The 12,772-nt window shown below is 61.2% G+C and carries 13 protein-coding genes; all 13 read right to left on the reverse strand.

Annotated features, from left to right (window positions below):
• Positions 1–153: 153 nt before the first annotated feature.
• The 13 genes from QYQ99_RS05340 to QYQ99_RS05400 all read right to left on the reverse strand — a co-directional run bounded on the left by QYQ99_RS05340 (position 154) and on the right by QYQ99_RS05400 (position 12,560).
• A complete protein-coding gene (locus QYQ99_RS05340) occupies positions 154–1,308 on the reverse strand; it encodes an acetyl-CoA C-acetyltransferase (RefSeq protein WP_302091744.1) in 1,155 nt (384 codons plus the stop codon).
• Positions 1,305–2,444 carry an acyl-CoA dehydrogenase family protein gene (locus QYQ99_RS05345; protein ID WP_302091745.1) on the reverse strand — a complete coding sequence of 380 codons (1,140 nt, stop codon included), beginning with the start codon at positions 2,442–2,444 and terminating at the stop codon, positions 1,305–1,307. The genes QYQ99_RS05340 and QYQ99_RS05345 overlap by 4 nt, the downstream gene beginning before the upstream one ends.
• Before the next feature lie 17 nt (positions 2,445–2,461).
• Positions 2,462–3,616: an acyl-CoA dehydrogenase family protein gene (locus QYQ99_RS05350; RefSeq protein WP_302091746.1), complete on the reverse strand. Its 1,155-nt coding sequence runs from the start codon at positions 3,614–3,616 to the stop codon at positions 2,462–2,464.
• Between the two features lie 28 nt (positions 3,617–3,644).
• Positions 3,645–4,403, reverse strand: coding sequence for an enoyl-CoA hydratase family protein (locus QYQ99_RS05355; protein ID WP_302091747.1), 759 nt, complete (start codon positions 4,401–4,403; stop codon positions 3,645–3,647).
• 22 nt (positions 4,404–4,425) lie between these two features.
• Positions 4,426–5,514, reverse strand: coding sequence for an NAD(P)H-dependent flavin oxidoreductase (locus tag QYQ99_RS05360; protein ID WP_302091748.1), 1,089 nt, complete (start codon positions 5,512–5,514; stop codon positions 4,426–4,428).
• A complete protein-coding gene (locus tag QYQ99_RS05365) occupies positions 5,511–6,413 on the reverse strand; it encodes an enoyl-CoA hydratase (RefSeq protein ID WP_302091749.1) in 903 nt (300 codons plus the stop codon). Before QYQ99_RS05365 ends, QYQ99_RS05360 begins: the two co-directional genes overlap by 4 nt.
• A 1-nt stretch (position 6,414) precedes the next feature.
• Positions 6,415–7,185 (reverse strand): CoA-transferase subunit beta, encoded by a 771-nt coding sequence (locus tag QYQ99_RS05370; protein ID WP_302091750.1) that lies wholly within the window; start codon positions 7,183–7,185, stop codon positions 6,415–6,417.
• Positions 7,186–7,197: 12 nt separating this feature from the next.
• Positions 7,198–8,076, reverse strand: a complete 879-nt coding sequence (locus QYQ99_RS05375) for a CoA transferase subunit A (protein ID WP_302091751.1) — start codon at positions 8,074–8,076, stop codon at positions 7,198–7,200.
• Positions 8,077–8,092: 16 nt separating this feature from the next.
• Positions 8,093–8,995: a VOC family protein gene (locus tag QYQ99_RS05380; RefSeq protein WP_367882841.1), complete on the reverse strand. Its 903-nt coding sequence runs from the start codon at positions 8,993–8,995 to the stop codon at positions 8,093–8,095.
• A 294-nt stretch (positions 8,996–9,289) separates the two neighbouring features.
• Entirely contained in the window at positions 9,290–10,372 is a 1,083-nt protein-coding gene (locus QYQ99_RS05385) for an alkene reductase (protein WP_302091753.1), read from the reverse strand.
• A gap of 9 nt (positions 10,373–10,381) precedes the next feature.
• Positions 10,382–11,032, reverse strand: coding sequence for a nuclear transport factor 2 family protein (locus QYQ99_RS05390; RefSeq protein WP_302091754.1), 651 nt, complete (start codon positions 11,030–11,032; stop codon positions 10,382–10,384).
• Positions 11,033–11,048: 16 nt separating this feature from the next.
• A complete protein-coding gene (locus QYQ99_RS05395) occupies positions 11,049–11,816 on the reverse strand; it encodes an SDR family NAD(P)-dependent oxidoreductase (protein WP_302091755.1) in 768 nt (255 codons plus the stop codon).
• 12 nt (positions 11,817–11,828) lie between these two features.
• Entirely contained in the window at positions 11,829–12,560 is a 732-nt protein-coding gene (locus QYQ99_RS05400; protein WP_003078419.1) for an SDR family NAD(P)-dependent oxidoreductase, read from the reverse strand.
• Positions 12,561–12,772 lie beyond the last annotated feature (212 nt).

Consider the following 12,772-nt stretch of genomic DNA (forward strand, 5'->3'; position numbering starts at 1 on the left):
GTGCGGACAGTCAGGCACCCGATGCGGGGCCGGCGCTGGCTGTCGCGTCGTCTTGCATGTCCTTGTCTCCGCTGGTTTTCTGGACGACTTGCCCAGGTGCTCACACTTGAAATCCGGGGCGATGCAGGCACTGCGGTGCCTGCATGAGCGCCCTCAGAGACGTTCGATGATGGTGACGTTGGCCTGACCACCACCTTCGCACATGGTCTGCAGCCCATAGCGACCACCCGTGCGCTCCAGCTCGTGCAGCAGGGTGGTCATGAGCTTTGCGCCAGAGGCTCCTAGCGGATGACCGAGCGCAATCGCGCCACCGTTGACGTTGGTCCTGCCATGGTCGTAGCCGGTCTCCTTGAGCCAGGCCATGACCACGGAAGCGAAGGCCTCGTTGATCTCGACCAGGTCGATGTCGGACATGGTCATGCCAGCCTTCTTGAGCGCATGCTCCGTGGCGACAATCGGAGCGGTCAGGTGCCAGATGGGGTCATCGGCGCGCACGCTCATATGGTGAATGCGGGCGCGTGGCTTGAGGTTGTAGCGCTTGAGAGCGGCTTCGGACACCACCAGCACCGCAGCCGCTGCATCGCAGGTGGAGCTGGAGACAGCTGCCGTGATGGAGGGATAGCTGGGGTCCACCGGCTCCAGAGTGGCCATCTTCTCCAGAGTGGAAAGGCGGGCCGTCTCGTCCATCCTGAAATCGCCGAACGGCACGATTTCACGGTCGAAGCGGCCCTCGGCAATCGCATTCAAAGCGCGGTCGTGGCTTTGCTTGGCAAACACTTCCATATCGGCACGACTCACACCCCAGTGATCGGCAATGCGCTGGGCGGCATAGAACTGGTTGACGGGCGCGTTGCCGAAACGGGCCTGCCAGCCCTTGCTCTCGGCAAACGGCGTGGTAAAGCCCAGGGGCTGACCGGCGAGCATGGCCGAGGAGATGGGAATCGCGGTCATGGTCTGCACGCCACCGGCCAGCACCACGTCCTGCGTGCCGCTCATCACGGCCTGGGCCGCAAAATGAATGGCTTGCTGGGACGAGCCGCACTGGCGGTCGATCGTGGTGCCGGGAACGTTCATGGGCATACCGGCTGCCAGCCACGAGGTGCGGGCAATATCACCGGCCAGAGAACCGATGGTGTCCACGCAACCAAAGATCACGTCGTCGTAATCGGCTGCGGGAATGTCGTTGCGCTCGACCAGCGCTTTGATCACATGGGCGCCGAGGTCGGCACCGTGCACGGTGGCAAGAGAGCCCTTGCGCTTTCCGGTAGGAGAACGCAGCGCATCCACGATATAGGCCTGGGCACTCATGCAGCCACCTCTTCAGCAATGTTCTTGATGGCATCTTGCGCAAAGCAGGAGGCACATGAATCGATTTCTCGATCAAAAGTCGATCCGGGACCCACAGGGGCATTGGGACTGCACAGCAGGCCCTGAGTCAGGCGGGCCGCATGGTATGCCTTGTCGCCCCAGGCAGCGTCCAGTACCCAGGCGCGCTTCATGAACATCTGCAGATCGACTTCCCAGGTGTAACCCATGGCGCCATGCACCTGCAGACTGTTGCGTGCCGCAAACCAGCTCGCTTCGCTGCACTGGAGCTTGGCGTGCGAGATACGCACGGCCAGATCGGGTTCGCCGTGCTGCAGCGCATAGAAGGCACGATAGAGCACGGGTTTGGCAAACTCGATCTTGGTGACGATGTCCGACAGGTGGTGCTGCACGGCCTGAAAGCTGCCGATGACCTTGTCGAACTGCTTGCGCTGCGCCACATAGTCCACCGAAAGGTCCAGCATGCGCTGAGCCAGGCCCAGCATCTGGGCAGCTGCGGCGAGTGCACCGCGCTCGCCGGCAGTGTCCCAGACCTTCTGGCCCTGAGTTCCATCGAGCAAACGGGTGGCATCGGATGCCGTCCAGCCTACCCGTGACAGACGACGCGAGGAGTCAATGCTGCTCAGCGCCGTGATCTCGCACTGTGCGGGCCTGACCAGGTGCAGTTCCAGGCCGGTGGCCGTGGCATGGGGCAGCAACAGCACATCGGCCAGTGCGGCGTCCGCCACATTAAGGTTGACGGGATGGCCCACGGCCACGCGGCAGCTGCCTTCGGCAATCCTGGACAGCCAGACACGGCTGTCATGTCCTTGCGGCAATGCACTCAGCATGCCCACGGCCACATAGGCCGTGTCGGTCAAGGAATCGGGCAGCGCGTAATAGCCCACTTCCTGCAGCAGCAGCGCCCAGTCCACATCGGCCATGCCCATGCCGCCATCGGCTTCCGGGGCGGACAGCCCCATCAGGCCTTGTTCTGCAATCTTGGCCCACAGCTCGGGGCTGCGACCGGTCGGGGTTTCCCAGATGTCGCGCAGCAGCTCGGGGGCAGCCTCGGTCATCAGAAAGCGGCTGATCGAGTCACGGAATGCGATTTGATCTTCGGTAAAGGTGAAGTCCATGGTTGTCTCCCTGCCGATCAGGATTTGGGCAGGCCCAGCATGCGCTGAGCGATGATGTTGCGCTGGATCTCGTTGCTGCCCGCGTAGATGGGACCGGCCTGCGAGAACAGGAAACCTTCCAGCCATTCGTTGGCCTCGGCGTCATCGATGAGTTCGGCACGCGCGCCCAGAATGCGCATCGCGGTTTCGTGAATCATGATGTCCAGCTCGGACCAGACAATCTTGTTGGTGCTGGCTTCGGCACCAATCTGTGCGCCCTTGTTCAGACGGCCTACCGTGTGATAGGAAGACAGCGTGTATGCCTCCGCCCCCTGCCAGGCACGCAGAACAGCGTCGCGAATGGAGTGGTCGCGGTCGGCATCGACCTGATTGCGCAGATACAGGTCCACCAGCTTCTGCGCACTGCGCTGATAGCGGGCGGGAGAGCGCAGCAGCAGGCCGCGCTCGAAGCCGGCCGTCGCCATCGCCACATGCCAGCCCTTGCCTTCTGCACCCAGCAGGTTCTCCACGGGTACTTCGACATCGTCGAAGAAGATTTCGGCAAAGTGCTCTCGGCCATTGATGGCACGAATGGGACGCACGGTGATGCCGGGCGTATTCAAGGGCACCAGTATGTAGCTCAGGCCATGATGGCGGCTCGATGTCGGGTCGCTGCGAAACAGGCCGAACACCCAATCGGCAAAAATCGCACGGGTAGACCAGATTTTCTGACCGTTCAGAATGAATTTGTCACCCATGCGAATGGCGCGGCTGCTGATGGCCGCCATGTCCGAGCCAGCGTTGGGCTCGGACCAACCCTGGGCCCACATATCGTCGCAGCGCGCCATACGGGGCAGAAAGCGGGCCTTCTGCTCGGGCGTGCCGAATTCCATCAACGTTGAGCCCAGCAGCAGAATGCCGTTCTGGTTCACGCGGGCTGGCGCATCGACTGCCCAGTACTCTTCCTCAAAGATCAGCCATTCGGTCAGATCGCAGCCGCTGCCTCCCAGGTCCTTGGGCCAGGTCACGGCGCTGTAGCCGGCGTCGGCCAGCTTGGCTTCCCACTGGCGGTGCTGCTCGAACCCCTCTCGGGTGTCGTAGCTCTGCAGTCGCTCCGCAGGCACATTGCTCTTGAGCCATTCACGTACCTGGGCACGGAAGGTCTTCTGCGCTGGGGTGTATGTCAAATCCATGGTTGTCTCCTCTTCGCGCTAGTGATGCTCAGAATTTGGCGTCGCGCTTTTCCACGAAGGCGCTGCGCGTCTCGGCAGAATCGGGACTCATATAGGCTTGCAGGGTGAAGCCCTGCTCCCAGCGGTATTTGTCTTCCAGATTGCCGTCTTCGATGCCGGTCAGCGCTTCCTTGGCGATGCGGATCATGGCGGGACTCTTGGCGGCAATCTTGTTGGCGATCTCCATGGCGACGTCGCGCAACTGCTCACGGGGAACTACACGCTCGATGGCCCCCAGGCGCAGGGCTTCTGCCGCAGCGATCATCTCGCCCGTGAAGAAAAGATAGCGGGTCTTTTGCACGCCGAACATGCGCTGCAGATGGGCGGCGCCGCCCATGGCTCCTCGGTCCACCTCGGGCAGACCGAAAGTGGCGTCTTCGGCCGCGATCACGATGTCCGATGCCCCGCAGATACCGATGCCGCCGCCCAGCACAAAGCCGTGCACGGCCGCAATCACAGGTACCTTGTTCAGATGCACGGCCTTGAACGTGGCGTAGTTGCCTGCGTTCACGTCGATGATGAGCTTGTCGTTGGTCGCCAGCTCCTTGATGTCCACACCCGCGCAGAAGCCACGGTTTTCGGCACGAATGACGATAACGCGCACGTCAGGGCGTTGACCCAGCGCCTCGATTTCCTGGGCCAGGCCGTTCCAGCCAGCGGCATTCAGGGCATTGACGGGAGCACGGTCGATCACCAGCTCTGCCACACCGTTGTCGTGAATATTGGAGTGAAATTGTTGAGTGGACATATCCAGCCTCGTTGGCTTGTTGTTATGCGGGAGTCAATGCGTTCAATGCGTTGCGACGGTCCATGGCCTGGCGGACGATGCCGCCGATCACTTCCTCGCAGCTGTCGAGCTTGCCGATCAGCGCGGCCACCTGGCCGGCTGACATCACACCTTCTGCAGGGTTGCCATCCACCATGGAGCGCTGCAGCAACATGGGGGCATTGGCGGCCATCACGGTCTGGGCGACGGAAGAAGAGTCTTCGCGCATGGCCTTCAGGAAGATGCTCAAGGCCTGGCCCGTGGTCATGCCGGTCTCGGCCTTCCACTGCAACGCCAGACCCAGGGCGATGCGCAAGCGCTTCATGGGGCTGGCTTTTTCCAGCATGGCCAGGTATTCGTTGGGGATCATGCGCTGGGGCATGCCGTCGACCAGGTGCGAGATGGCGATCTTTTCCGCATCCTTTGTAGCCAGATAGCGCTGCAAAGTCTCCGCAGGAACCTTGGAGTCGCTGGTCATCAAAAAGCGTGTACCCATGGCAATGCCCGATGCACCGTAGGCCAGCGCAGCCAGCAGGCCACGGCCGTCATAGAAACCGCCTGCGGCAATCACGGGCACCTCAACCGCATCCACTACCTGAGGCAGCAGCACCGTGGTGGGAACGCTGCCGGTATGACCGCCCCCTTCACCGCCCTGCACGGTGATGGCATTGGCGCCCATCTCGATCGCCTTCTGAGCGTGCTTGAGGGCTCCCACGGTAGGCATGCAGACGATGCCGGCATCGCGCAGACGGCCAATCACCTTCTTGTCCGGGCCACGGCCGTAGCTCACCGCACGAAGACGGTATTTCACAGCCAGGTCCAGCAGTTGCTGGGCATTGGGCTGGAACATGTGAAAGTTCAGCCCGAAAGGCTGATCGTCGGTCTCGCGCTTGACACGCAGGATTTCGGCTTCGATCCTGTCGGCGGCAATGGTGGCACCTGCCAGGAAGCCAAAGCCGCCAGCATTGGTCGTACCTATCACCAGATCAGCCCCCGCCACATAGCCCATGGCAGTCTGGATGACGGGATGTCGGCACCCCAGCAGATCGCAGATAGGAGTGCGCAGACTGCCCATATCGTTCATATTGCTCATGCCTTTGACTCTTCTTTGTTGGCCTTTGCCATGGACCTGGCATCCTGGCCGCCCAGTTGCCCCATGCCCATGGCCTGGCTGTGTGCGTGCGCAAAGTGGTGGTAGCCAAAAGCCATGTCCATGGTGGAGCGCAGGCCCTGCAGCTCCTCCGCCTTGTTGACGACCATCTTGGTCAGCGCCAGGCCCAGACGCGGCTGGGCCGCCATGCGCTGGGCCATGGCATAGACCTGGTCCTCAAGCTCGGCGCGCGGCACCACGCGGTTGACCATGCCCATCTGATAGGCGCGCTCTGCCGGCATGCGCTCGCCCAGCAGCAGGAACTCCTTGGCAATACGCGGATGCAGCTCGTGAGCGTGGGCGAAGTACTCCACACCGGGAATGCCCATGCGCACCACGGGATCCTGGAAAAACGCATCGTCGCTGGCCACGATCAGGTCGCAGACCCAGGCCAGCATCAGGCCGCCGGCCACGCAAGCGCCCTGCACCATGGCAATCATGGGTTTGGGGATGTCGCGCCAGCGGCGGCACATGCCCAGGTACACCTCCTGCTCGCGGGCAAACAGCTGCTCGCCCCCGGGCTTGTTGGTGTGATCCCACCACAGGTGCACGCGCTCAAAGGGCTTGTTGATATCTCGCCCGGGCGTGCCGATATCGTGACCCGCGCTGAAGTGCCTGCCTTCGCCGCGCAGCACGATGACCTTGACGTCGTCGTCATCGGTCGCCTTGCGCAAGGCCGCATCCAGCGCATAGGTCATCTGCGAGTTCTGCACGTTGTTGAACGTGGGTCGATTCATGGTGACCGTGGCAATGCCGTTGCCCACGCTGTAGAGCACGGGCTCGTCGGTTTCGTAGACGGCCTTGTCTTCGCGTGTCACAAATTCGCTGGATGCATCATCCATATCAGGCTCCCATGACCGTAGCGCGCAGATTGTGCGGATCGAGCTGGGCCAGCAAGGCCAGTTGCTCGGGCGTTGGATCAGGTGTCACACCCACGTTCTCGGGGACATGGATCGGAAAGCCCGTGGCCTCCTTGACCTGCACAGCCGTCACGCCGGGATGCAGCGACACCAGACGCACTTGATGGCTGGGTCCGCCAAAGTCCATCACGCACAGATTGGTGAAGATGAAGCGGATGTCGGTGGTCTCCTCCAGCGTCCAGCCCTTGGCCAGGCGTGCGCTGTTGTAGCCCACGCTGCCCACGGCGTCGACCTCGCCCGGCACAAAAACCTTGGTGCTATGGTTGGGCACAAAGAAGGAGTTGGCGTGGTTGATCGAGTTACCGGGGAAGCCGCGCACGCCCAGCATCATGGACTTGGGACGGGCGTAGTCGCTGCCCACCATGGAGATATTGCCCTGACCGAAGCGATCCACCTGCACGGGCCCCACCATGGCGTGTCGCTTGCCTCCCCAGACGTTGTCGAAGATGCGCGAGAAACCCATCCAGCTTTCACGCTTGATCTTGTAGTCACCTCGCGGACCTACGGGCACGGGCTCGTTGACCACCCAGGCCTCCGAGTCCGTCATGATCAGATCGGTGTTGATGGACCGCATGCACAGCGAAGCCGCCAGTCGCGGCCCCAGGCCGATGCCGGTGGCCAACACCTCACCGTCGTTTTCCCAGGCGCGTGCCGCGGCGCAGATGACGCGATCTACCAATGCAATTTCACTCATCTCTGTGCCTCCTCAGAACACGGGCAAGGGCAGGCGCTTGATTGCTTCCATGCCACCCACTTTTTCCAGATATTCCTGCTCCGTGCACTGCACGTATTTCTGCTGGTAGCTGCTCCAGCCGCCCTCCTCCTTGCTGCTGGCCGCGTATTCCTTGAAGTGTTTGACATCAAAGCCATACAGAGGTGCGCAGGACGATGGGTGAGCACCGCCGGGCAGATGCACGACGCCCGTGGTTTCAGAACGCTCCCAGAACACCAGGCGCGCGGCTTGCTCCGACTCGAAGCTGCTGGACTCGACCAGTTCGTCGCAGCTCACAAACGTATGGGTTGCGGCCCGGGCAAACAGGTCGTCCATATAGATATCGGGACCGGCAATCTGACAGACACCGCGAGAGTCCGCGCGATCCACGTGCAGCAGGGCCACATCCAGATTGATGGCGGGCATCGCCACCCACTCCTTGCCGTCGTAGGGCGATTCGATCAGGCGGATGGAGCTGTTGTGCTTGAGCACGTCGGTGCCCAGGCCGACGCGGGTGGGAATGTAGGGAATACGCATGCCCGCAGCCTTCAGGCCCAGCACCATATGACCTTCGTCAATTTCCATGACCTCGATCTCACCGCTCTGGCGGGCCTTGCGAAAGTAAGGCTCAAGCGGAATGAAGTCCAGCGACACGAAGGCGAAGATCAACTTCTTGACCTTGCCGGCCGCACACAGCATGCCCACATCGGCACCGCCATAGGCCACCACGGTCAGGTCCTTGACGGGGCTGCGCAGCAACTCGCGCACCAGGGCCATGGGCTTGCGTCGGGGCCCCCAGCCACCAATTCCGATCGTCATGCCATCCTTGATGGATGCCACAACGTCCTTCGCTGTCATCAATTTATTGGCCATATCTCCAAGCCTCCTATCAGTTGTTTTCAGGACGGCCCACGCTGAAGTCGTGCCCCCAGAGGCTTACGGTCGTGAACTCGTGCGTGATGTGGTGATCCCAGTCGATGACGGCGCCGCCATAGCCGAACTCCAGGTCGAAGTTGGAGGGCGTCTTCATGTAGAACGAGATCATCTTGTCGTTGGTGTGCTGACCCAGGGTGGCCGAGAGCCTGACCTGGCTCTTTTGCATGCGGTCCATGGCACGACCCACTTCGGGCATGTTGTCCACCTCCACCATCACGTGCACGCAGCCCGATGCAGAAGGGAACTCGGCCAGTGCCAGGCTGTGGTGACGAGCGTTGGCACAGTGGAAGAAGTGGATTCGGACCGTGGGGCCGGCATCGCCTGCGGGCTTGAAGTTGTAGATGTCCGAGAGGCCAAAGCCCAGCACATTGCGCACAAAGGCCACGGTCTTGTCAAAGTCGGGAGCGGGCAGCACGGTGTGACCCAGACCATAGTCGCCGGTGATGAAGCGCGACACACCCTGGGGCGATGCGAAATGGCTGAAGTCGGACTTGAAGCCCCAGACGATCTCATGACGGTTTCCGGACGGATCCATCACGATGGCCAGCTCCTGCACATGGCGCTTGGCACACAGCTCGGAGTTGCCTATTTCGTAGTGCACATCCGCTGCCTGCAGCACCTTGAGCGCCTGCTCAAAGGCTTGCTTGCCGGCCACTTCCCAACCGGAGGCGGAGTACCTGTCATTGCTGCCAGGCTGAACCTGGAAGCGGAACTGACGCTCATCCATCTTGATCAGCAGATCGCCATCGGCAGTGGTGCTTGGCATCATGCCGAGCACATCGCGTGCATAGCTGACCCAGCGATCCAAATCAGAGCTCTCGGCAACAACGTACGCTAGTCCACGTATTTCCATCATGATGTCCGGGCCTCCAACCCAAATCCTTTAGTGATGCTGAGGATTCTGAAGAGGGGAGCCTTTGCAAACATCGTCCATTGAGACTAACGATTTAGCGCTTCATTACCCAAATTTAATAGCATCCATACAAGAATCAGCATGCAGTTCAGAGCAATAGACTAGATTGCTTTCGGACCTTTTAAGCGGGCCGATCCGACACCCTCGCGACAGCCGTGAAAACCCGCAGTGCAAAAAAAAGGCCGCACCCCCAAGGAGGGAATGCGGCCAACACGATGAACTCAGTTTCTTGATGGATCAGACGGTCTGCACTTCTTCTGCAGACGCATAGTCGTTGTAGCCTCTGGCACCGGGGGTGTAGAGGGTGTTGCGGTCAAACCTGGCCAGAGGCAGGCCCTGACGCATGCGTTGCACCAGATCGGGGTTGGCGATGAAATGCCGCGCAAAAGATACCGCCTTGCCTTCGCCTGCCTGCAACGCGGCTTCGGCACTGTGCGCATCAAAGCCGTCGTTGAGAATCAGGTTTTCGCCAAAATTCTCACGTGCCAGCTTGAAGGCGTCGATTGAAGGATCGAACACCGCACGCATCACATGCAGATAGGCAATGCCCAGCTTGGCGGCCTGACGCATCAGTTCGGCATGGGTTGCAGCAGAGTTTTCGTCCGCAGTGTCATTGAAGGTGTTGCCCGGATTCAGGCGCAGACCCACGCGATCAATGCCGATGGCATTGCCCATGGCGCTCAGACATTCAGCGGCGAAACGCGAACGGCTGCAGGCGTCGCCGCCATATTCGTCGCAACGCCGATTGGTGCTGGAGTGCAGGAACTGCAGACTCAGATAACCGCTGGTGCCATGCAGCTCGACGCCATCAAACCCCGCATCCATGGCGCGCTGTGCAGCCGCAGCATGCTCGGCAATGGCCTTGCGCACTTCTTCCGTCGTCAATGCCTGGGGCAGGTCGAAATCCTGCATGCCTGCAGCATCGGTCCAGATCTTGCCCTGAGCCTGAATGGCGGACGCCGATACGGAACGCACACCAGCGGGTTTGATATGGCTGCTGCCGATACGACCGGAGTGCATGATCTGCAGCACGATGGATCCGCCACGCGCATGCACGGCTTCCGTCACCCGGCGCCAGCCGCGCACATGCTCGGCAGTTTCGATGCCGGGCTGACGACAATAGGCTTGACCTGTGACCTCGGGCCAGGCCCCTTCAGCCACGATCAGACCGGCATCAGCGCGCTGGGCATAGTGCTCGGCCATGATGTCGGTTGGCGTGCCATCGGCATCGGCGCGGTTGCGCGTCATGGGGGCCATGACCACGCGGTTGCGCAGAGCAATCTTGCCCAGCTGGATGGGCGTGAAAAGCGTTTGACTCATGCCGGCTCCTTAGCGCACACGCATGCGCGGCGCGGGTGTGCCACGGCGCATGGTTTTGAGGAACTGCTCCAGCGGCGCGGGCGCGGCCACTTGTGGCAACTCATCCTTGTCAGGGCGGCTGGCCCAGAACTCCTTCCAGCTCGGGAACAGGTCATGAAAAGCGCCATGGTAGGGTTCACGACCGGGCCAGCGCATCTTCATGTCGCCAATCGGCGGCTTGTTCAGGTCGGTGGCATACCAGTAACAGGGCAGGCGGCGACGGAAATACCACTGGCCGTCCATGCGCTCGTAGTCGTCCCAGTACAGCATCTGCATGATGACCCACTCGGCACCGCACTCATGCTCGTTCTTGGAGTAGACCACGCCGGTGGCGTGATCCCGGTCCACAAACTCGATGATGTGCTGGCCCAGGTGGTGCGAGGTTCCCGTGAACTGGTCACGCAGCGTGCTGTCCTGCCAGGCCATGAAATGCGCACGCCCCACTTTGTCCTTGCCCACCTTGATATCGGGAGCGAACAGGTTCACATGGGCGTCCATGTCACGCATGTCCAGGGACAGGGAATACTTGCCAGCCAGCTGACGAATCGAATCCAGCGACTCCAGCCTGTCGATGCGCTCATCCAGCGTTTGCGGCCACTGATTCACGGGTTCTTCACTCATCTCTTCAGCCCCTTTCTTACAGCGCCGTCACCAGCACCGCGGAACGGCCGCCATCCACGGGCAGGGCGACACCTGTCACATAGCTGGCTTCTTCGCTGGCCAGAAACAGCACGGCATTGGCCAGCTCGCTGGACTGACCCACGCGCCCCATGGGAATGAGCTTTTCGGTGTTCTTGCGCGAGGCTTCATCGGCCAGCATGCCGGCCGTGGCAGGGGTTTCCACCACGGCGGGGATCACCACGTTCACTCGGATGCCCGCCGCCGCTCCTTCGGCAGCCGCCGCACGTGAGAAGTTGATGATGGCGGCCTTGGCCGCCGAGTAACCGGACATGAAAGGCGTTCCCAGCGTGCCGCAGATGGAGCTGATATTGACGATGGAGCCGCCCTTGCCGGCCATCAGCTTCAGCGCAGTGCGCGTCCCCCAGAAAGTGCCGTCCACCGAGGTGGAAAAATTGGCATGCCAGTCGGCCGTGGTCATGGCATCGATGCCGCCCCAGGTGTAGGCCATGGCGTTGTTGACCAGAATGTCCAGGCCGCCATGCTTTTTGGCAGTCTGCTCCAGCGCACCAACGAACTGGGCTTCGTTGCCCACATCGGCCACGATGGCTTCGGCACTGCCGCCTGCCGCCTTGATCCTGGCCACGACTTCGTCGAGAGGCTGCTTGCGGCGGCCGCAGATCACAACGGTTGCCCCCTCCCGGGCGAAACGCTCAGCCGTTGCGGCACCGATACCGGAGCCACCACCGGTCACAAATGCCATCTTTCCTTCCAGACGCTTGCTCATGCTTGTCTCTCCTTAGAGGAAGGCGCTGCCGCCGTTGACTGCCACGTTCTGACCTGTCACAAAGCCGCTGTCGTCGCTGGCCAGGAACACTGCCACCTTGGCGATGTCTTCTGGCTCAGCCATGCGCCCCATGGGCACGCCGGCGATGATGGCATCGGCCCATTCCTGAGGAATGCCCTGCATCATGGGCGTGTTGGTGGGACCGGGAACCAATGTGTTTACACGGATCTTCTTGGACGCCAGCTCCTTGGCCATGCCACGGGTCAAACCCATCAGGGCGGCCTTGGAAGCGCAGTAGTGCGCCGGACCGTCACCACTGACAGCCGAGGTGCTGGAGATATTGACGATGGCTCCGCCCTTGCCTTCCTGCATCTGCTTGACGGCGGCACGGGCGCAGTAGAAAGCGCCGTTCAGGTTCACGCCAATCACGCGCTCCCAGGTTGCATCGGGAATATCGGCAAACTGGTCCACCGAGCCTACGCCGGCGTTGTTCACCAGCACGTCGACGGCGCCCAGCTTTTCGCGGATCTCGACAAACAGCGCATCGACCGCAGCGCTGTCGGCCACGTTGGAGGATCGGGCCAGATGCTTGCCAGGCTTGCCCTGCAGGGTCTGCTTGGCCGCTTCTTCATTCAAGTCCACGGCCACCACAGTGGCTCCCTCATCGGCAAAACGCTGTGCAATCGCTCGCCCCATGCCCTGGCCCGCCCCTGTGACCACGGCAACTTTTCCTGCTAGACGCATTCTTGTCTCCTTGTTGATGTGCAATCAAAACTTGGAGACAAGCGTAAAAAGAAATCGCCTTCAGCCCATCGTCCAAGAAGACTAAGCGAATTTGCGCAAAAAGCTATTCAATCAATAGCAATTGAAGCAATACAGAATTGCGTTTCACTGCATTTTCACATCTTCCAATCAGCTGATGCCCGCAATCCCGTGTCAGATGCCTCATCTCCAAC

The sequence above is a fragment of the Comamonas testosteroni genome (assembly GCF_030505195.1).
Taxonomy (GTDB): Bacteria; Pseudomonadota; Gammaproteobacteria; order Burkholderiales; family Burkholderiaceae_C; genus Comamonas; species Comamonas testosteroni_G.